The sequence below is a fragment of the Burkholderia sp. RS01 genome, assembly GCF_039748055.1.
Taxonomy (GTDB): Bacteria; Actinomycetota; Actinomycetes; order Actinomycetales; family Micrococcaceae; genus Arthrobacter.
Genome location: NZ_JBDLAK010000017.1, coordinates 1 through 18,999 on the forward strand (window position 1 = coordinate 1; position 18,999 = coordinate 18,999).

The window sequence follows — 18,999 nt, forward strand, 5'->3', positions numbered from 1 at the left end:
GAACCGAAGCAACACTTCCGTGCTCACCTCCGCCAGTGGATGCCCGGCGGTCAGGAGCCACCGGCAGAACGCCAGCAGGTCGTACCCGTAGGAACGAACCGTCTTCGGCGAGTAGTTCCTGTCCGTCAGATACGCAAGATACTCATCCACGAGCTTGAACTGCGGCGCCACCTGCCCTGCCAGCGCCCAGCCACCGTCACGCTCCTCAAGCGAAAGACCGCAATCGCTGTTCATGAAGAACAGGTGTACCAGCAGTGATCCAGATCACAAGGAAGGCCCCGTGGCATGGCGTGTCGCTGACCTGGGGAAACGATCACAATAGCCGGTTAAGAGGGAGGTGCCCTTACGGGACATTGATTGAGTCAGTCCGGCTTCGCGGAGCGTGTCCTGCCAGAGCGGATGCCGGTATTGAAATCCCTGATCGGAATGGACCAGGGGTCGCTCGTTCGGAGCGAGGCCGCTGATCGCAGCGCGAAGGCCATCGGTGACCATTTTGACGCTCGGAGACGGACCTGCCATGACAGAGACGATCCGGTTGTCATGGAGATCAAGGACCGGTGAGACGTAAACCTTGGAGGTACCCACCGTGAACTCGGTGACGTCGGTGGCCCACTTGGTGTGTTTGACCGCGGTCCCGAACTGGCGGTTCAACACGTTATCAGCTGTCTTACCGACCTCGCCGCGGAAGGAGTTGTATCTGCGCCGGCGACGCACCGGGCTTTGCAGGCCGAGCCCACGCATGAGCTTCAGCACGGTCTTCTTCGACACTATCCATCCCTGTCGCAGCAGCATCGCCAGGACGCGTCGATGCCCGTAAGCGCTTCGCGCCTGTGTGAAGACCTGACGAATGGCTTCTTTGAGTTTCGCGTGCCGATCCGGCCGGGTGAGCCGGTTGCGGTGGTCGTAGAACGTGGACCGGGGAATCTTTGCCAGGTGCAGCAACAGCGGTAACCGATGGTGGGCCTTGAGGTCATCGATCGCTTGAACTTTCAGCGTCGTTCCTGTGCCCTCAAGGCCCGCAATTTTCCCAGGTACGCCACCTCCGCACGTAACCGCTCGTTCTCCCTTCGGAGTTGCTCGACCTCGCTCTCGGGAAGTGCGTTCTCGCGATCGGCTGGTGGCCGGCCCCGTTTCTTCGGGCGTAAGCCGTCTTCACCGTCGCGCCGGTAAATTCTCGTCCAATTCGTGACGGTGCCGGGAGAGGGAAGGTCATACTCCTTGGCCAGGACGCGTCCGGACACGCCCTGAAGATGACGCCGCACGATCAAGAGCTTGGTCTCGATGTCGTACTGCCTACGGTCTCTTGTCATCAGCGCACCGGATCCTCGAACCTGCCATCGTTCATACAACATTTGGACGGGGTTGGGTGGTAAATCAAGAGTCAGCGCGACGGATTTCGCAGTCAGCCCTCGCTCGAACAACTCGATAGCCGACACGGCATCGGAGTGACTCAACGTGCTTCTTAAGTACATCTGACTACTCCCTGAAGAAGGATCCTAAATTGGATGTCCAACTTCCGGGGACCACTCCACTACTTCGTCAGTACTTCCGGAAAGGAGATGACCTAAGCACCATCAAACCGGCGGATGCCCTCTTCGCCGCAACGGAGATCAACAGCCGCCCCAGAGCTGTGCTGAATTGGTCCAGTGCATCCGCCAAGTTCGCGACTTATCACGACGCAGCGGCCAAGTTAGCAGCGCTTGGTTCATCCGTCCCGTAAGGAGATCGCCTATCGCATCAGCTGGTCACTTGTCGGAGCTTGAACACGATCGAGTCGAAGACGGCGCGTGCCTCTCGTGTCAGCTCCGGATTGATCGATTCGTGGAATTGGACCACCCAGAACATAGCGCGCTGGCCGTTCAGGTTGACCACCCGGTAGGTTTCGCGCTCAGCGACGCTCGAGTACCAGCGGGTGCATAGGTTCGAATATTCTGAGTGAACGCAAAACTGACCATTGTCGCAGGCTTTGATATCCACGTCGCCCTCGACAGAGTGGTCGAACTCGACGCCGGAGTAATCGCCCACCACGACCTCGACGGGAGGGGTGCTCACCGTTGACGTCTGGGCCGTCAACGCGTCGACGAACGCCTTAGCCGATGGATTGACCTCGACGAGCGCGCCCTGCCACGCGCATGCGTCCCTCGGCACATGGTCGGAGGGCCACCAACCCACGAAGACCGCCATTTCATCCGGGTGATCCGGGTCGTCCTTGCCCACGCCGGCGCCGCCTTCACTCACCCAGCCGTCCGGGACGGTGATCTCGAAATTCTCTGCGAAGCTGGTGACGAGGTATGTACCAGCTTCGATGTCGCCGCTCTCCGGCAGCGGTGGGACCGTGGGCAACGGTGGGACCGTGCGGGCCTCCGTAGTCGGTGCGGGGGATCGCGCCTCCGTAGTCGGTGCGGGGGATGGCGCTTCGGCGACGGTGCACGCCGAAAGGCCGAGGCAGACGAACAAGACTGATGTCATGGAGATGAAATGGCGTAGCAGCACACGCATGGAGGCCTCCAAAGGCAACCCTTATGCTGCGGACGTTACGCCCAGCCAACACTGACCGCAAGAGACGCCAGAAGCCAACGCTCCCCCATTTTGGATAACGGGAACGGATGGTGAGTCCCGCCGCCGGATCCGCTACGGGAGCGCGAGGTCCATGATCGGTGTGAAAACCATCTCCTCGGTAGGATCGCGAGCAGGCAGCACCACGCCTCGCGTATCCTGGACAACGCGAGGCGCTGGGGGTCTGCACGGGTCCCGTCCGAGCCCGAGCGTCGCAGTCTGGGCGACGAGCGGGCCGGCGAACGCCATTCCCGTAACGCTGAACCGGTCACTCCCGCCGCCATTCCCGTGAACCATCTTCGCGAACGTGCCGTCTGAGAGCCGTAGAACGAGCGCGTCTTCGCGCCCGCTCCGCAGCGGTTGATCGATAAAAGTCACGTTCACCCGCACAAACGAGTCCCAAACCTCATAGCTGGTCACATAACCCCGGACCCCCGAGCCGTCCGGAACTACCACCTCGAACTCATGCCGCTCGGGAAGTAGCACGCGTTCGAGCCGAGGCGGCTCGCCCCCCATGGAGTGCACAGCGCCGATCATTGTTCCCATTGTTTAGCTCCTGTGTCTGTCATCAGCGTGGCCCCATCCCGTTCGCGACACCACCGATGATTCCTGATAGCAATCGGCTGTCAAGACTCCGGCTGCCCCGCTGCGGCACGTCCTGCTGTCCGGTTTAGAATCCGTGCCGCAAGACACTCCCTCAGGGGTCGCCCGTCAGACCAGGATTTCATTAGAGAAGGCCAGCATCCGGAGCCTTACTCATCCGATAAGACTCGCCTGCAAAACTGCCCGATGACGGTACCCGAAGGGCCACACGTCACTCCGGGAGTAGTACTAGTATTCGATCCCGGCCTCAGCAGGTATGTTCAAGGCAGACCCCTGTTGCGACGTCCGTGAGAAACCGCCAAGTCGTCCCCGTCGAAGAAGGGAACGACCAAACGTTCCCCCAGCAGGGCGCCGATGGTCGACTTTCCACAGCCGGACACGCCCATGACAACCAGGGGCGGCAGATTCGTGTTCATGATGTTCTTCCTTGAATAGTTCCTGCCGCCCGCGGCGATGCGTGCGGCAGCGGGTTCAGCAGCTCTATGCAAAGCTCAGCAGGACTTTGCCGGATTCGGCGGAGTTGCGGGCGACGGTTAAGGCTTCGAGGGCGTCCTGGACCGGGAATTCGTGGGTGATGACGGGTTCGATGTGCAGGGTGCCGTCGGCGAGGGCGGCGATGACGTCATCGATTTCGTCGTTGAACCGGAAGGAGCCCTTGAGGTCCAGTTCGCGGGTGATGGCCAGCGAGATCAGGACCGGCTGCGGGCCGGTGGGCAGCAGCCCGACCATCACCACGGTCCCGCCGCGGGCGGCGCCCCCAATGGCGGAGGCCAGCCCGTGGTGGTTCCCGGAGGATTCAATCACGACGTCGGCCTCGACGGCGGCGATCGCTTCCGCGTCGCCGGCGGCCAGGACCTCGTCCGCGCCGACCGCGGCGGCGATCTCGAGCGGTTTGGCGTGCATGTCGACCGCGACGATCCGGGCCGCGCCGGCCCGCTTCAGCACCGCGACGGCCAGCGCCCCGATGGGCCCGGACCCGTCGTCCGAGGACTTGCTCCCCTCGGGTGTGCCCCCTGAGCAGCATCTTGCGGCAATTGGCCGGCTCAAGTCCGAGCTGGCCGCGCTTGAGCAGACAAAGGCAGCGCTTGAGGGAAAGCGGCTGAACCTCCTGGCCGCGGCACGCCGGCTGGGAGTCCTGGATGACTACGAACTCGCGGCCCTGAGCGGACTGCAGCGCGAGACCATCCGGAAGATGACGTGGGGCTTTCAGCCTGATTCAGGGGTCATCCCGGCGTAGCAGTCGTACGGCGGGAACGGACGACGGCGGGACCTCCCGCCGTCGTCCGTTTGCGTTTAGCTCCTGGCCACACACGGTTTCCCGTGGTGCAGGATCACCGCCTGCCGGCGAGGGGAGCCGTGGCGATGGCGTCCAGCACCCTGTTGGTGACTTCATCGATGCCGCCGGCGCCGTCGACCCGGGTCAGCGCACCGCGCTCGGCGTACTTGGCCACAACAGCCTCGGTCTGCTCGTGGTACAGGTCCAGCCGGTGCCGGATGACGGCTTCGTTGTCGTCGCTGCGCCCGGTGTCCTTGGCGCGGCCCAGGAGGCGGGTCACCAGCTCCTCGTCATCGGCGGTCAGCTGCAGTACGACGTCGAGCTGTTGCCCGCCTTGGGCCAGGGCTTCGTCCAGGTAGTCGACCTGGCAGGCCGTGCGCGGGTAGCCGTCCAGCAGGAAGCCGTTCTCGACGTTGTCCTCGCTGAGGCGGCTGCGCACCATCTCGTTCGTGACGCTGTCGGGGACGAAGTCACCGGCGTCCATGTACTTCCTGGCTTCGATGCCAAGAGGCGTTCCGCCCTTCACATGGGCGCGGAAGATGTCGCCCGTGGAGATCGCTACGACGCCGAGGCGCTCCGAAATGCGCTCCGCCTGCGTCCCTTTTCCGGAACCGGGCGGCCCGATAATCAACATTCTTGTCATTCGAGTAACCCTTCGTTGTGCCGCTACTGAAAGCGCGCTGCCGTCTCCAGCCAGGCCCTGGAAGAGCCCGGGCCTGTTTCCGAGTGCCGGCCAGCCCCATGCTAGGGCGTCAAAGGTTGCGACCAGGATGCATGCGGCGGCATTTGACGGCGGGACGCGGGCCGGAATCAGGCCGGCTCGAGGTGTCAGGCCTGGTCAGTCGGCATGATCCACAGCTCGCCGATGGAGGCACGCCGGGGCCGGGTGACCATGTAGGCAACGCCGTCAGCGACGTCCTCCGGTGCGAGGACCTTTGTCTACTGCGTCAGGCGTCCTCGTGCGCGAGGTTGCTCGACAGTTCGCGGTGGGCGTCGGCCTGCTCCTTGAGAGCGGCGGCCCGGGTTTCGAATACTCCGACGGCGTCTGCGCCGGCGGCGAAGCGCAGCGGCGGCTCATCCAGCTCGGCCAGCTGAATCAGCGCGTCGGCGAGCTTGGCCGGGTCGCCGCCCTGCTGCCCGTCCATGCTTTGCCAGGCGGCCACTGTCTGCGCGGTGCGCTCGGCGTAGTCCCCGATGGTGGATTCGGCGTAGCTGGTGGATTCCGGGGTGAGCAGCTCAGTGCGGAAGAACCCGGGTTCCACGATCATGGTGCGGATGCCGAACGGCGCGACCTCGGCGGCCAGGGATTCCGCCCAGCCCTCGACGCCGAACTTCGACGCGGCGTAGGCGCTGAGGAACTCCCCGCCCGCGATGCCGGCGGTCGAGGAGATCGTGACCACCAGGCCGGAGCGCTGGGCCCGGAGCACCGGCAGGGCAGCGCGGGTGACGTTCATGGGCCCGAACATGGTGGTTTCGATCTGCGCCCGGAAGTCCGCAGGGGTGATTTCCTCGAAGAACCCGGCGTAGAAGTTGCCGGCGTTGTTCACGAGCACGTCGATCCGGCCGAACCGCTCGACGGCGGCCTGGATGGCGGCCGCCGCGTTGGCGGGGTCGGTGACGTCGAGCTTCACGGCCAGCAGGTTCTCGTTTTCGCCCACGGCCTGGGTGACCTTTTCCGGGTTGCGGCCGGTGGCGACCACCGCGTGGCCGGCGGCAAGGGCCGCCTTGGCGATGTCCACGCCCATGCCGCGGCCGCCGCCGGTGATGAACCAGACCTTCTTGCTTTTGTTCTGCTTAGTCATGTGATGGTTCTGTCTTTCCCTTGGGTGTTCCGGGCTGCGCCTGGACGCGTGCCTCGGGGACGGTGGATCCGCCGGCAGGATCGCCGGCGGCGGTTGGTTCGGGAGGCGATGCCGCCCAGCTGGCGAGGAACGCCAGCGCGTTTTCGGACGCGGAGCCGGGCTCAGCGGTGAAGGTGAACAGGGTTTGCCCTTCATCGCCGGGCAGATGGAGCGTCTCGAACTGGAGGGACAAATCCCCCGCCACCGGATGGTGGAAGCGCTTGGTCCCAGTGGTGTGGATCCGCACGTCGTGCCCGGCCCACAAAGAGGCGAACGGCCCGCTGCGCGTGGTCAGCTCCCCGACCAGCTCGTTCAGCTCCCGGCCATGGGGGTTCCGCCCCGCCTCAAAGCGCAGCATCGCGACCGCAGTCGCGGCGACCGCCGGCCAATCCGGATAAAAGTCACCGGCGCGAGGATCGAGGAAGATGTAACGCGCCTGGTTCGGCAGTCGGGCTGGCGTGGCCTGCCCCGGAGGCGCGGCCGAGTCGAGTACCTCCGCGTACAGCGCCCGGGCCAGCAGGTTGGCGGCCAGCACGTCGGAACGGCCGTTCTGCACCATGGCGACCACTCCGGTCATGCCGTCCAGGAGTTGAAGCACGCCGGGACGGACCCGCTGCTGCGGTGGCCGGCGCGGTGCCCGGCGCGTCGGTGTGTTGGCCGTCCGCGCCAGGTCCATCAGGTGTGTCCGCTCGGCCTCGTCCAGCTGGAGCGCAGAAGCCACCGCCTCAAGGACCGAGTCTGAAACGCCGCTCAGGCTGCCGCGTTCCAGCCGCGTGTAGTAATCCGCGCTCACCCCGGCGAGCTGCGCCACTTCCTCCCGGCGCAGTCCCGGCACGCGGCGCAGCTCCCCGTAGCTGGAGATCCCCGCCTGCTCCGGGCTGATCTTCGCACGGCGCGAAATCAGGAACTCACGGATTTCTTCTTTTCTGTCCACATCCACCACGCTACGGAGCCGGAGCGGCCGGTGGCAGTGTCTGTCAGACACCCCCAAATCCGCCGGAACGCCGGCCAGGGCAGCACGCCGGGACCGGACGACGGCGGCAACCTCCCGCCGTCGTCCGCTGGCGTTGCGCGCCGCTCCCCTAAAGTCCCGGCCGAAAACCCTAATGTGCAAAGATTGAAGGTAATAGGGAAAATGCCTGACGGCGGATTCCCGCCGAGCCCTATCAGCAGGGAGGCCCCGGAATGCAAAGTGCGGCAATCTCCACTCGCGCCTTGGATCTTCTGTTGCTGCTGCGCGGCAGTGAGCCGGAAGGGCTCGGCCGCGCAGACCAGGTGTCTTACCAGATCGAAACAGCGATCCTGATGGGAATCCTGACCGAGGGCGACAGGCTGCCCACGGAGTCTGCGCTCGCTGCGGAACTTGGCATTTCGCCCATAACCCTTCGCCAGTCCCTTGCCGCCCTCCGGACCAAGGGCCTGATCGAAACCAGCCGGGGCCGCAGCGGCGGAAGCGTCATCCGCCGCCAGATCGAACTTACGGATACGCAGTTGCGGCACAAGCTCCGGGACACCAGCACCGAAGCCCTCAGGGACCTTGGTGACCTGGGGGCTGCCATCGCGTCAATGTCTGCCCGGCTTGCCGCCCGCCGTGCAGATCCGCAAAACGTTGAGCACCTGGAGGACCTGGTCAAGCGCCACCGGGAAGCCACCGATGAACGTGCCCGGCGCAGGATGGACAGCCGCTTTCACGTGGCCATCAGCATCGCCTCGCAGTCCAGCAGGCTCACGTCGGCGGCACTTCAACTTGAGGCCGAGCTGATGACCCTTTGGTGGGGCGATCCCGGCCAGCCCGGCGGCGAGGGCGTCCTGGTGGAACAGCACCTGGCGATCGTCGATGCGATCAGGGAGCGGGACGCCGACGCCGCGGCCCGGGCCGCTGAGGATCACAGCCGCAGTGAGACAGAATATTTGATTGAGCAGCATCTGAGGTTGACGATGCGGCCCGAAGAAGGTGCGTGACGTGGAGCCCATGATGGAAGCCCTTGAGCGGACCGCCGGCACCCTGTCTTCCAGCCTCAACGGCGTCTTCGCCGACCTGGAAAAGATCGCCGCAGCGGTCACTGCGGCCGCAGAGGCCGCGCCGGGAGTCACCCGCCGCAGCGAGTACCTGTTCCTGAAGCAGGAGCTGGCCGACATCATCGAGCTGCATTCCGACCTCATCATCGGTGCAGGGATCGCCTATGCCCCGGGGAGCCTCCCCGAGGCGCCGCATTGGCTGGAATGGTGGCGGGCTCAGCCCAAAGGCGGCCCCCGCTTCGTCACGCACGACCTCAATCCGGACTCGCTGAACTACTACGACTACACGGGCCGGGAGTGGTTCACCCTTCCCTCCTCGACCGGGCGGCCGGTGGCAGTCGGTCCCTACGTCGACTTCGGCGGCATCAATGTCAACATCATCACCCTCTGCGTTCCCGCCCACACCGCACAGGGCATCCATGTCCTCGGCTGCGACCTACCCCTCGCCAAGCTTGAGGGAGTGTTCCTCCGGGCGCTCCGGCTCCGCGAGCCCGCCGTCGTCCTGCTGGGGCCCAATGGCCGGGTGATTGCCTCCAACAACGCGCGCATCGCCACGGGCACGCTGCTCCTGGAAGAAGACCTGAAGCGGGCCGAGACCTCGCTTGACGTCTCCCCGGGCAGCCCCACCCGCCTGCCCTGGAAGCTCATCAGCCTCCAGCCGTAAGGCGTTTGCCCCGCACGCAGCCGGGCAGCGTCGTCGTCATCACACCCCGGAATCCGGGTTGCGCTGCGCCCAAAAGCAACCGATGGCTGCCCTTCAGAATTCTCCTGTTCCCTAAAAGCTATTGCATTAATCATACAATGATGTATCTTTTAAGTGTGACCAGGCGCACACACCAGCTCCTGGCAGACGCCTCTCCAACCGCAAGAAAGCCGCGGAACCCGCCCTCCGCTGCCGAAGAAGACAGAGTTCGGGCAGGGACCCTCCAGCAAATTCAGACTCCCCCGATTTTTGGTCACCCGGCCCTCCGTCCGAGGGCTTATCGCCAGACTGTCCGGGTTTCGAAAGGAACAGCAATGTCCCATGTAGTCGATGACGCGCCACTGTCGTCATTCCATAAGAAGTTGGCTCTGTATTCCTCCGGCGGCCCGTTCGTCGACGGGTACATTCTGAGCATTATCGGCGTGGCGATGATCCAGATCACCACCAAATTCAACCTTTCACCGTCGGAACAGGGGTTGATTGGGGCAGCCGCCCTGGCCGGCATCTTCTTCGGTGCCTTCCTGGGCGGCTGGCTGACCGATAAGTTCGGCCGGCACCTGCTCTTCACGGTTGACCTCATCGCCTTGGTCGCCTGCTCCGTCGCCCAGGCCTTCGTCAACGACGCATTCTGGCTGATCATCCTGCGCCTGCTCATCGGCTTCGCCGTGGGCGCCGACTACCCGATTGCCACGTCCCTGCTGGCAGAATTCACACCCAAAAAATGGCGTGGACCGCTGCTCGGGGCCTTCGTCACCATGTGGTTCGTCGGTGCCGCGGTTGCCTACATCGTGGGCCAGTTCCTGCTCACTTTCGAGGACGGATGGCGCTGGATGCTCGCCAGTTCGGCCGTTCCCGCCCTCATCATTGTGCTGCTGCGCATGGGCACACCTGAGTCGCCGCGCTGGCTGGTGAAGGTCGGCCGCCTCGACGAGGCCAACAAGGTACTCAAGCGCGTCTACGGTCCCAACGTCACCCTCGCCGATCTGCCCGAAGAAGCAGGCAGCAACGTCAGCGTCGGCCAGCTCCTGAAATCCGGCTACGGCAAGCGGATGGCCTTCATCACCATCTTCTGGACCTGTTCCATCGTCCCGCTCTTCGCCGTGTACGCCTTCGGGCCGGCCATCCTTTCGGCCCTCAACCTCGGCGGCGACCTGGCACACATTGGCTCCGCGGCCATCACGGTGATGTTCCTCATCGGCTGCCTCGTGGCCGTGTTCCTCGTCAACCGGATGGGCCGGCGCCCCCTGATCATCCACAGCTTCCTCTGGAGCGGCCTCGCTCTCCTCGCCATGGGGCTGTTCCCCAACGTTGACTCCATCATCATCATGACGCTGTTCGCCGCCTACGCGCTGCTCATCGGCGGCACGCAGATCATGCAGTGGGTGTACCCCAACGAGCTGTTCCCCACCGAGGTGCGCGGATCCGCCGTCGGGCTGGCCTCATCCCTGAGCCGCATCGGTGCCGCCGTCGGCACGTACCTGGTCCCGCTGGCCCTGACGACGCTCGGCATCGGAACCACCATGATCATTGCCGGAGTCGTCACGCTGATCGGCATGGTTGTCTCCATGGCCTGGGCGCCGGAAACCCGGGGAATGACACTCGGTGAGGCCGCCGCCTTGCCCGGCAAAGCCACTACGACGGCCCCCCTGGGCCAGCCCGTAGCGAACTAGTCCGCAACCTTACCCTGCAGATCCGGCCCACCACCCTCGGTGGATCTGCCAACAATGAAAGAAGTCCAGACCATGAAAGACGTAGTCATCGTTGGAGGCGGGCTCGCCGGCCTGTCGGCAGCCTGGCGGCTGCGGCACTGGGACACCGTGCTGCTGGAATCGGACGCGCGTGTCGGCGGGCGGATCCGCTCGGAGCGCCGGGGTGCCTACTGGTTGAACTGGGGAGGGCACGTCTTCGCCGGTGCCGGCTCGTCCACCGATGCCTTGCTCAACGAGGTCGGCGTGACGGCCGTCCAGATCCCCGGATCCCTGCAGGCCCTGTCGATGAACGGCAAGTTCATCCGCGAGGGGCACATCGCCACCTATCCGTTCCGCATTCCGATGTCCCTTTCATCCCGGATCGACACCCTGCGGGCCGGCATGAAGGTGGTCAGCGGCGTCGCCAAGTACACACGCGTCGTGAGGAAGCGCTCGGGCGAATCCGGCGCGATGCGCCAGCAGCGGATCTATGACTTCGAGAATGACAACTCGTTCCTGGACTTCATCGGCAGCCTGTCCGAAGATGCCGCAGCACTTTTCAAGACCACTGTCACACGCTCAGCCGGTGACATGAACGAGATCTCCGCCGGTGCCGGCATCGGCTACTTCAGCCTGGTGCTCGGCATCGGGCAGGGGCTCAGCCAGGGCATCGTCGGTGGCCCGTCCACCCTGACCGAGTCAATCGCCGCCGCCCTGGGCGACCGGGTCCAGCTCGGAGCCATCGTGCAGGAAGTGGTGCACAAGAAGAACTCCGTCGTCGTCCGGTACAGCCAGGGCGGTGTGGAGCGGCAGGTAGAGGCCCGTGCCGTCGTCCTGGCCACCACCGCTGATGTGTCGCACAAAATCGGCGTCGACCTTCCGGAGGACCTACGCGGCGCACTCAGCCGGATCAAGTACGGCCCGCACGTCAGCACGGCCTTCCTGACCAATGAGACGTCGGCACGGCCCTGGGACGACATCTATGCCATCGCGGCGCCGAAGCGCTCGTTCGCGATCGCCCTGAATCAGGCGAGCATCGTCCGCGGTTCGGAGTCCGTGCGGAAGCCCGGCGGCAGCTTCATGACGTTCTCGCCGGCCGGCCTGGGGCGCGCGCTGCTGGAGAAGAGCGACGAGGAAGTCATCCAGACCCACCTTGCCGATCTGGACCAGGTCCTCGGCCATGGCTTTGCCGACAGTGTCGTCGAGGCCACGACGGATCGGTGGAAGGTCGCTTCCCCGTACTGCTTCCCCGGCCGGGCCAAGCTCCAGTCGACGCTCATGCGGGGGACGGACCGCGTGTTCCTGGCCGGAGACTTCCTCGGAAGTCTCTACACCGAAAGCTCCATCACCACCGGCTTCTCGGCCGCCCAGGAAGCGGCCAGCCTGATGGCCACGGACAAGCAGCGAGCCGCAGTCCCCACCCTGCACCTCGCCACAGGCACCTGATCTGGCGCCTGTGCCCGCCCAAGAACCAACATCACCAAGGAGAACAACCCACCATGTCACAGCAACTCACAGGTGTCCTCACCGCACTGTCCACGCCCTTTGACCAGGACGGCGCCATCGACGTCGACACCCTGCGGCGCATCGTGGACCGCTCCATCGACGCCGGGGTCGACGGCGTCGTGGCGGCGGGATCGACGGGCGAGGTGGGCGCGTTGTCGTCCGAGGAGCGGCTGCTGCTCATCGACACGGTCATCGAGCAGGCGAACGGCCGCGTGCCGGTCATCGCCCAGACCGGCGCCACCTCCACAGCCGAGGCAATCCGGCTGTCGCAGGCGGCCGAGAAGGCCGGGGCGGACGTGCTCATGCTGATCCCGCCGTACTACGAGCCGCTGTCCCTGGAGGAAACGGTCACCTACATCAAGGACGTGGCCCGGTCCGTGAACATTGCGGTGATGCTCTACAACATCCCGGCCGTCACCGGCGTCAACCTGGATCCGGCCACGGTCCGCGCGCTGGCCGAGGACGTGGATAACATCCGCTACATCAAGGACTCCAGCGCGAACTGGGAACAGGCGCTCCAGCTGATCCACCACCACAGCGACGTCATTGGCACCTTCATCGGCTGGGATGCCTACATCTACAGCGCCCTTGCCGAAGGCGCGGCCGGTGTGATGGCCGGAACCGCCAACGTCGTCCCCAACGAAATCGTCGCCGTCAGCCGCCGCATCGCCGATGGCGACCTCGCGGGCGCTCTTGAACTGTGGAAGCGGCTGTACCCGGTCATCGACGCGCTGCTCTCTGTTCCGTTCATCCCGTCCGTCAAGGCCGGCCTCGCCCTGCAGGGCCTTCCGGCCGGTTCGCCACGGCGCCCCACCGCCGACCTCAGCGCCGAGGACCTCGCACGGGTTCAGCACGCCCTGGCTGCCCTGAACCAGAAGTAAAGACAGGACTCGAGGAAAAACAATGACCGCGACAGACACAGCATTGTTCACCGTCCGCAGAGCGCCAGAGACGCCCGCGCCTTCCCTCCCTCCTTTCGGCCAGTTCATCGGCGGGGCGTTCACCGCGTCCCGTTCGGATGCGACCGTCGATGTGGTCAATCCGGCCACTGAAGAAGTAATCGCGCGGGTTCCCGCCGGTTCCGTTGAGGACGTCGACGCCGCCGTGGCGGCTGCCGTGGCGGCCAAGGCGGACTGGGCAGCGAAGACGCCCAAGGACCGTTCCTCGGTCCTTCTTCGCATCGCGGAGATCATTGAGGCCAACCGCGAACTTCTCGAAACCCTCGAAGCCGCCAACACCGGCAAACCGGATGCCGTGGCCGAAGACGATATCTCCAGCGCGATTGACATCTTCAGGTTCTCCGCCGGCGCTGCCCGCGCCTTCACCGCACCCGGCGCGGGCGACTACGCAGAAAACCACACCTCGGTGATGCTCCGAGAGCCGGTGGGAGTCGTCGGGGTGATCACCCCGTGGAACTACCCGCTTCTGATGGCCGCCTGGAAAATCGCCCCGATCCTGGCCGCCGGCAACACCCTGGTGCTCAAACCCTCAGAGCAGACCCCGTTGACCACCCTCAAGCTGGCCGAGCTCATCGCCGCGGAGGTCCCGGCCGGTGTCCTGAACATCGTCACGGGCCCCGGCCGGGTGGTGGGAAACCGGATCTCGGAACACCCCGACGTCGACCTGGTCGCGATCACCGGAAGCGTGGGCAGCGGCCAGAAGGTCGCCGCCAGCGCAGCCGCAACCGTCAAGCGCGTGCACCTCGAACTCGGCGGCAAAGCACCCGTCATCGTGTTCGCCGACGCCGATCTGGAAGCCTCCGCGAAGGGCGTCCGCTCGGCCGGGTTCTGGAACGGCGGGCAGGAATGCGGCTCGGCGTGCCGTGTCTTGGTCCATGAATCGGTCGCAGAGAAGTTCACCGAACTTCTCGTCCGGGAGGTCAGTGAGGTCTCCGTCGGCACTCCCGGCGCGGGCAGCGACGTCGAAATGGGTTCCATGATCTCCAAAGCCCACTACGAGAGGGTCCTGGCCGCGCTCGACGACGTCCGCAATGAAGGCCTGACGGTCGCCGTCGGAGGCAACGCCATCGAGGGCCCGGGCTATTTCATCGAACCCACTGTGGTGACCGATGTGCCTGTCGGTGCCGCGATCACGAGCACGGAGATCTTCGGCCCGGTGGTGTCGGTGGAGACCTTCAGCAGCGACGAGGAGGCCATCACCCGGGCCAACGAAACCCCGTACGGCCTCGCCGCCTCGGTGTGGACCACCAACTCTGCCCGCTCGCTTTCCGCTCCCCGCCGGCTGGACTTCGGTACCGTCTGGGTCAACTCGCACCTGGTCATTGCCAACGAACTGCCGTGGGGCGGCTTCAAGGGCTCCGGCTACGGCCGGGACCTCTCCGTCTATGCCCTCGAGGATTTCTCCCGCACCAAACACGTCATGTACAACCGCGGCTAGCTGCCTGAGCAGTCAGCGCGTAAGGGGAACGGACGACGGCGGGACATCCCGCCGTCGTCCGTTTACTTTGCGTGCCGCTCCCCCACAACGAAAGGACGGGCAGGCGCATGTTGGACATATGTCAGAAAGAGTCGCTCATCCTCGGAAGTCACCAGCCCATCCTGCCCCCGCTGCACAATACTCAAGAGATGAACATGCAGAGCGAGGTTCTTTTCGTCGGCGGCCGCTCGGGCGTCGGGAAGAGCTCCGTGGCGTTTGAACTCCATGCCCAGCTCGCCGCCCTGAGAATTAAACACTGCGTGATCGAAGGGGACAGCCTCGACCTGGCGTTCCCGCCTCCTTGGGAGGACCACCTGGCGGAGCGCAATCTGGCCGCGATCTGGGAAAACTACCGGGATCTGGGCTATCGGCGGATGATCTACACGAACACCGTGAGCGTCCGATTCACCCAGGAATTGGCGGCAGCCATGGGAGACGTACCCAGAATTACCGCCGTTCTGCTGACGGCCACCGATGAGACATCCTCAGCCCGGCTGCGCGGGCGTATTCAGGGGAGCGACTTTCAGGAACATCTTGACCGCAGCAAAGCCGCCGCTAGGGAACTTGAACTCCTGACACCCGAATGGGTCCATCGATGCCCCACGGACAACCGCAGCGTCAGGGAGATCACCGCTGATCTCTTGGCGCTCACCGGATGGACCACCGAACCGGCTGACTAGGATCGGTCGGTCACCCGGTGGTCAGATCGATTACGGCCGGCGAAAGAGAGGAATCAAACAAGACATTCCCGGTCAGATCCCCATGATTGATGCCAGGGGCGTCGGACACCGGCCGCCGCACGCTCAGCAGTTCTCCGATATGGGGAACCGCGACCGGCAGGGCAGCGTCCTCTTCACCCCACCCAAAGCGGTCACTCTCCACACCGTTCCGCGGCCGCCCTCCAGCTTAAGCACGGTCCCGGCGGCGCGGAATTAAGCCTGGGTCTAGGTCGAAGGATGCACATGATCGGTTCTTGCTGTCCTTCCCGGCTACCGCAGTTGGATTAGTCCAGCACTGGTGGGACGAAAACCGCATGCGTCGATGTAAAAGCTCCTCAGGTGGTCATCGAAATCAACATGAAGCCACCCGCACCCCGCTGCCCTGGAATGCTCTGTTGCAACGGCGAGCAGTCTTTTCCCGACGCCCTCCCTGCGGGCACGGTGTGCCACCAGGGTGTCTTCGATGAACGCGTGTACCTGACCGTCCCAGATCACGTTGACGAAGCCCACGAGGCCCCGATCGTCCCGCGCGGTCACCCACCCCAGGCTGAGGCGCTGGAGCATGTCAGTCCAATCGTCTTCAACATAGGCATGATCGAAGCCTTCCGCGTGCAGCTGATTGATTTCTTCGTTCCGAACCGCTCCACGCCATTCAAAGGTGACCGTCATGCTGACCGGCATTGCAGATGCCCTCGCTTGGAGCCCGCGACGGCGGCCCGCTACTCGTCGAGGAAGCGCAGCAGGAACGGGACCGTGGCGTGCATCGTCCGGAGGTCGCCGCCGCTGGCGGCCTGCTCGCCGAGGTAATCGCCGTGGCCGCCGGGGACGATCAGCAGGCGTGCGCCCGGGATGGCGCCGGCCATCCGCGCGGCATACGCGGCGGTGACGACGTCGCGGTCGGCGCTCATCACCAGCGTGGCGGCAGCGATGGTGCCCAGCTCGCCGTCGGACCACCCGGCAAAGTTCAGTATGCGCTGCCGGTCCAGTTCGAAGAGCCGCTCCAGGTGGCCGGGTTCCGGGTTGATGAAGCGATCGGCCACCTTGTAGGTGTCCGGCATGTCGTCGAGGGTGGCCTTGGCCATGCCCTCCCAGAACGCGTCCGGCACGGCATCGCGTCCCGCAAAGGTGGAGGCGGCGATGAGGCGCCGGACCCTGGCGGGGTGCGCGAGTGCGAGAGCCATGGCGGTGTGACCGCCGGCGCTGAATCCCAGCACATCCACCGATTCCACGTTGAGCTGGTCCAGAACAGCGAGGACGTCGCCGGCGGAGTTCTCCGCGGTGAGGGGGCGGCTGGTGGGCTGGGTGCGGCCGTGGCCCTCCTCCTCAACGGCAATCACCTGGCGCTGTCCGGCCAGCAGCGGGATGATTTCACTGAAGTTGGTGCCGATGGTGGAGCCGCCGCCCGGGATGAGGAGCAGCGGCGGCCTGCCGCGCACCGCTGGGCCGTGGACCTCGTAATACATGCGAAGGCCGTCGTTGTCCGCGAAACCGTGAGTGAAGGTCACACGGCATCCTAACCCCGGCCGCTATCGACGAAAAAGGGCCCAGTCGCCTTGCAAAACGGACGACGGCGGGCCGTTCCGCCGCCGTCCGCATGCGTCGGGTGCCGCTCCCCCACAGCGCCGGCCGGCCGCCGTCGGACGCGTCGACAGATCAATCACAATTCTTTGATTGATCTGTCTGGATGGACCGTGGTGCACTGGAGCATCGCCGATCCGGGGCCGAAGCAGCCGCCGGCCAAGAGTTCGGAGAGGATCTAGAAATGCCCAACGCCGATACTGACATGGTCAGCGTCCGATACATGGTCCACGACGTCGATGCGGCAATCGACTTCTACACAAAGCACCTCGGATTCACCCTCAGGATGAGCGCCGCACCGGCCTTCGCCGACGTCGCACGCGGCCAACTGCGGCTTCTGCTGAGCGGGCCAACTAGCTCGGCAGGCCGGCCAATGCCCGACGGCGCGGTGCCGGCGCCGGGAGGATGGAACCGTATCCATCTGATCGTGAGCGATGTCGCGGCCGAGGTGGAGCAACTGCGCGCCGCCGGCCTGACGTTCCGGAACGACATCGTCAAGGGTCCGGGCGGTCAGCAGATCCTGCTGGAAGATCCGTCCGGCAACGTGGTGGAGTTGTTCCAGCCCGCAGGCACATAGGTACGGCCCGGCTCCCTCCCCGGCTTACGAGCAGTAGTCACGACGCGCGGACTTCGAGGATGGTCTCCAGGCCATCATCAGAGACCGCAGGTCAGAACCTGCGAATGTGCAATTCCTCGGCAGCCTGGAAACGGAGCCTGGCGCAAGAGCTTCGTGATTCGGCTGAGGGAGACAGGAGCATTCGTGCGGCGTTGGTCTGACAGTCCTAGATGTCCGCCAGTGTCAGCGCCGGCGGCGAACTTCCGTCGGTGTCCAGGACGCCGAACTCCTTCGCCACCGCGGCGGCAACAAGCACCTGGCCGGTCCGCGACATCAGGTTCGGATCGTGGAACAGCGCATTGATCACGCGGCCGATGAATTCAGGGCTTTCGCTGGTCGAGAGATCGAACGCCCCGCTTTTCGCCGCTGCCAGGACGGCCTCAGTTCGAACCAGACCGGGGTACAGCGAGATGACCGGGATATCGAACGGCTTCAGCTCGACGGCCATGTCGGACGTCATCTTGTCGGTCGCTGCTTTGGCGATGCCGTAGATGGTGTTGCCCAGGTGACGCTGCGCCGCCCAGAAGCTGATGTTGATGATCAGGCCGCTCTGCCGTGGCGTCATCATGCCCGCCGCGCGCGCGGAACACACAAACGCCGCCCGAACGCCGGCGTCCATCATGCCGGTCCAGCGATGCGGCGGTTGTTCCCAAAACGGAGCAGCCCACGTGAACACGCCGTCTTCGACCATCCTCTCGTAGCCGCCCCAGGCGCAATTGACGAGGAGATCGAGGCGGCCAGTGTCAGACCGGATCGCTTCAAAGACGCGCACCGTCTCTTCATCTTTGAGATGGTCGCAGCGCAGGCGCCGTATCTGCTGCGGCAAGTCCGCCTGGTCGATCGAACGGCCCGTGCCGTAAACGCGAAACCCGGCCGCCAGAAGGCCGAGTGCGATGCCGCGGCCTACGCCTCGGCTCGCACCGGTCACGAGCGCAACGTTCCCGGCCGGCGCTTCTTTGCGTTCTCGATCGTCGGTCATGCTCAGCGCCCCCGCTTACCTTGAGTTTCGCGACCCATGATACGCCGGGCGGCTTGGGCCGGCAGCGCACGCACCCTCGCTTCGACCCCGCATGACCGCGCCCGCCTTTTACACTGGCTGGATGGAAGCTATGGTCAGCGAGTGCCTGTGCATTACGCCGAGTACGGCAGCGGCACGCCGGTTCTAGCTCTGCACGGGGCCGGGGTGGATCACAGGGAGATCTCCGGCGCTCTTGAACCGATATTCAGCAGCGTGCCTGGCGTTCGGCGACTGTATCCCGACCTGCCGGGGATGGGCCGCACCCCGGCAGCCGGGACGATCACGAGCAACGATGACGTCCTGGACATTCTCCTTGGCTTTATCGACAGCACCATTGGTGATGAACCGTTTTTTGTCATTGGTCACTCTTACGGTGGGTTCTTGGCCCGTGCGATTGCGAATCGCAGAGCTGATCAGGCTGTCGGGCTAGCTCTGATCTG

The 18,999-nt window shown here is 64.9% G+C and carries 22 protein-coding genes and 2 pseudogenes; 10 read left to right on the plus strand and 14 right to left on the minus strand.

What is annotated here, in order from left to right; all coding sequences use genetic code 11:
* From ABFP37_RS15610 to ABFP37_RS15620, 3 genes are all read right to left on the minus strand, one after another.
* The coding region (locus ABFP37_RS15610) for a site-specific integrase (RefSeq protein ID WP_347034097.1) at positions 1 to 234 on the minus strand (234 nt) is incomplete at its 3' end.
* 30 nt (positions 235 to 264) lie between these two features.
* A complete protein-coding gene (locus ABFP37_RS15615; RefSeq protein WP_347034098.1) occupies positions 265 to 942 on the minus strand; it encodes an IS3 family transposase in 678 nt (225 codons plus the stop codon).
* A gap of 47 nt (positions 943 to 989) precedes the next feature.
* On the minus strand, positions 990 to 1,454 hold the full coding sequence (locus ABFP37_RS15620) for a helix-turn-helix domain-containing protein (RefSeq protein ID WP_347034099.1): 465 nt from the start codon (positions 1,452 to 1,454) through the stop codon (positions 990 to 992).
* Positions 1,455 to 1,531: 77 nt separating this feature from the next.
* On the opposite strand from ABFP37_RS15620, the pseudogene ABFP37_RS15625 reads away from it, so the two are divergent.
* A pseudogene (locus ABFP37_RS15625) lies at positions 1,532 to 1,720 on the plus strand (hypothetical protein); the annotation flags it as partial.
* Positions 1,721 to 1,737: 17 nt separating this feature from the next.
* Here ABFP37_RS15625 and ABFP37_RS15630 read toward each other — a convergent pair.
* The 4 genes and pseudogenes from ABFP37_RS15630 to ABFP37_RS15645 form a co-directional block, all read right to left on the minus strand.
* Complete coding sequence (locus ABFP37_RS15630) at positions 1,738 to 2,499, minus strand: hypothetical protein (protein WP_347034100.1); 762 nt, start codon at positions 2,497 to 2,499, stop codon at positions 1,738 to 1,740.
* Between the two features lie 132 nt (positions 2,500 to 2,631).
* Positions 2,632 to 3,102: a hypothetical protein gene (locus tag ABFP37_RS15635; RefSeq protein WP_347034101.1), complete on the minus strand. Its 471-nt coding sequence runs from the start codon at positions 3,100 to 3,102 to the stop codon at positions 2,632 to 2,634.
* Between the two features lie 359 nt (positions 3,103 to 3,461).
* Positions 3,462 to 3,575 (minus strand): annotated as a pseudogene (locus tag ABFP37_RS15640) (shikimate kinase); the annotation flags it as partial.
* A gap of 64 nt (positions 3,576 to 3,639) precedes the next feature.
* Positions 3,640 to 4,104 carry a zinc-binding dehydrogenase gene (locus ABFP37_RS15645; RefSeq protein ID WP_347034102.1) on the minus strand — a complete coding sequence of 155 codons (465 nt, stop codon included), beginning with the start codon at positions 4,102 to 4,104 and terminating at the stop codon, positions 3,640 to 3,642.
* Here ABFP37_RS15645 and ABFP37_RS15650 point away from each other — a divergent pair.
* On the plus strand, positions 4,061 to 4,396 hold the full coding sequence (locus ABFP37_RS15650) for a hypothetical protein (RefSeq protein WP_347034178.1): 336 nt from the start codon (positions 4,061 to 4,063) through the stop codon (positions 4,394 to 4,396). The genes ABFP37_RS15645 and ABFP37_RS15650 overlap by 44 nt on opposite strands.
* A gap of 94 nt (positions 4,397 to 4,490) precedes the next feature.
* Here ABFP37_RS15650 and ABFP37_RS15655 read toward each other — a convergent pair whose 3' ends face one another.
* The 3 genes from ABFP37_RS15655 to ABFP37_RS15665 all read right to left on the minus strand — a co-directional run bounded on the left by ABFP37_RS15655 (position 4,491) and on the right by ABFP37_RS15665 (position 7,210).
* Entirely contained in the window at positions 4,491 to 5,069 is a 579-nt protein-coding gene (locus tag ABFP37_RS15655) for an adenylate kinase (protein WP_347034103.1), read from the minus strand.
* Positions 5,070 to 5,382: 313 nt separating this feature from the next.
* A complete protein-coding gene (locus ABFP37_RS15660) occupies positions 5,383 to 6,237 on the minus strand; it encodes an SDR family oxidoreductase (RefSeq protein WP_347034104.1) in 855 nt (284 codons plus the stop codon).
* Positions 6,230 to 7,210: a helix-turn-helix transcriptional regulator gene (locus ABFP37_RS15665; RefSeq protein WP_347034105.1), complete on the minus strand. Its 981-nt coding sequence runs from the start codon at positions 7,208 to 7,210 to the stop codon at positions 6,230 to 6,232. Before ABFP37_RS15665 ends, ABFP37_RS15660 begins: the two co-directional genes overlap by 8 nt.
* A 251-nt stretch (positions 7,211 to 7,461) precedes the next feature.
* Here ABFP37_RS15665 and ABFP37_RS15670 point away from each other — a divergent pair, with 251 nt between their 5' ends.
* From ABFP37_RS15670 to ABFP37_RS15700, 7 genes are all read left to right on the plus strand, one after another.
* Positions 7,462 to 8,238 carry an FCD domain-containing protein gene (locus tag ABFP37_RS15670; RefSeq protein ID WP_078029674.1) on the plus strand — a complete coding sequence of 259 codons (777 nt, stop codon included), beginning with the start codon at positions 7,462 to 7,464 and terminating at the stop codon, positions 8,236 to 8,238.
* A 1-nt stretch (position 8,239) separates the two neighbouring features.
* Entirely contained in the window at positions 8,240 to 8,959 is a 720-nt protein-coding gene (locus tag ABFP37_RS15675; RefSeq protein ID WP_347034106.1) for a cache domain-containing protein, read from the plus strand.
* Between the two features lie 353 nt (positions 8,960 to 9,312).
* Entirely contained in the window at positions 9,313 to 10,668 is a 1,356-nt protein-coding gene (locus ABFP37_RS15680) for an MFS transporter (protein ID WP_078029672.1), read from the plus strand.
* 72 nt (positions 10,669 to 10,740) lie between these two features.
* Positions 10,741 to 12,132, plus strand: coding sequence for an NAD(P)/FAD-dependent oxidoreductase (locus ABFP37_RS15685; RefSeq protein WP_078029688.1), 1,392 nt, complete (start codon positions 10,741 to 10,743; stop codon positions 12,130 to 12,132).
* Between the two features lie 53 nt (positions 12,133 to 12,185).
* Positions 12,186 to 13,073 carry a 4-hydroxy-tetrahydrodipicolinate synthase gene (gene dapA / locus ABFP37_RS15690; protein WP_347034107.1) on the plus strand — a complete coding sequence of 296 codons (888 nt, stop codon included), beginning with the start codon at positions 12,186 to 12,188 and terminating at the stop codon, positions 13,071 to 13,073.
* Between the two features lie 22 nt (positions 13,074 to 13,095).
* Positions 13,096 to 14,589: an aldehyde dehydrogenase family protein gene (locus ABFP37_RS15695; protein WP_347034108.1), complete on the plus strand. Its 1,494-nt coding sequence runs from the start codon at positions 13,096 to 13,098 to the stop codon at positions 14,587 to 14,589.
* A gap of 188 nt (positions 14,590 to 14,777) precedes the next feature.
* Complete coding sequence (locus tag ABFP37_RS15700) at positions 14,778 to 15,308, plus strand: hypothetical protein (RefSeq protein ID WP_347034109.1); 531 nt, start codon at positions 14,778 to 14,780, stop codon at positions 15,306 to 15,308.
* Positions 15,309 to 15,617: 309 nt separating this feature from the next.
* Here ABFP37_RS15700 and ABFP37_RS15705 read toward each other — a convergent pair whose 3' ends face one another.
* Positions 15,618 to 16,028, minus strand: a complete 411-nt coding sequence (locus tag ABFP37_RS15705) for a GNAT family N-acetyltransferase (protein WP_347034110.1) — start codon at positions 16,026 to 16,028, stop codon at positions 15,618 to 15,620.
* Between the two features lie 38 nt (positions 16,029 to 16,066).
* A complete protein-coding gene (locus ABFP37_RS15710) occupies positions 16,067 to 16,852 on the minus strand; it encodes an alpha/beta hydrolase (protein ID WP_347034111.1) in 786 nt (261 codons plus the stop codon).
* Between the two features lie 257 nt (positions 16,853 to 17,109).
* Between ABFP37_RS15710 and ABFP37_RS15715 the strand changes: the two genes are divergently transcribed.
* Entirely contained in the window at positions 17,110 to 17,502 is a 393-nt protein-coding gene (locus ABFP37_RS15715; RefSeq protein ID WP_347034112.1) for a VOC family protein, read from the plus strand.
* A gap of 205 nt (positions 17,503 to 17,707) precedes the next feature.
* Here the strand turns inward: ABFP37_RS15715 and ABFP37_RS15720 are convergent, their stop codons facing one another.
* Positions 17,708 to 18,520, minus strand: a complete 813-nt coding sequence (locus ABFP37_RS15720) for an SDR family NAD(P)-dependent oxidoreductase (RefSeq protein WP_347034113.1) — start codon at positions 18,518 to 18,520, stop codon at positions 17,708 to 17,710.
* Positions 18,521 to 18,703: 183 nt separating this feature from the next.
* Positions 18,704 to 18,925: a hypothetical protein gene (locus tag ABFP37_RS15725; protein WP_347034114.1), complete on the minus strand. Its 222-nt coding sequence runs from the start codon at positions 18,923 to 18,925 to the stop codon at positions 18,704 to 18,706.
* Between the last annotated feature and the right edge of the window lie 74 nt (positions 18,926 to 18,999).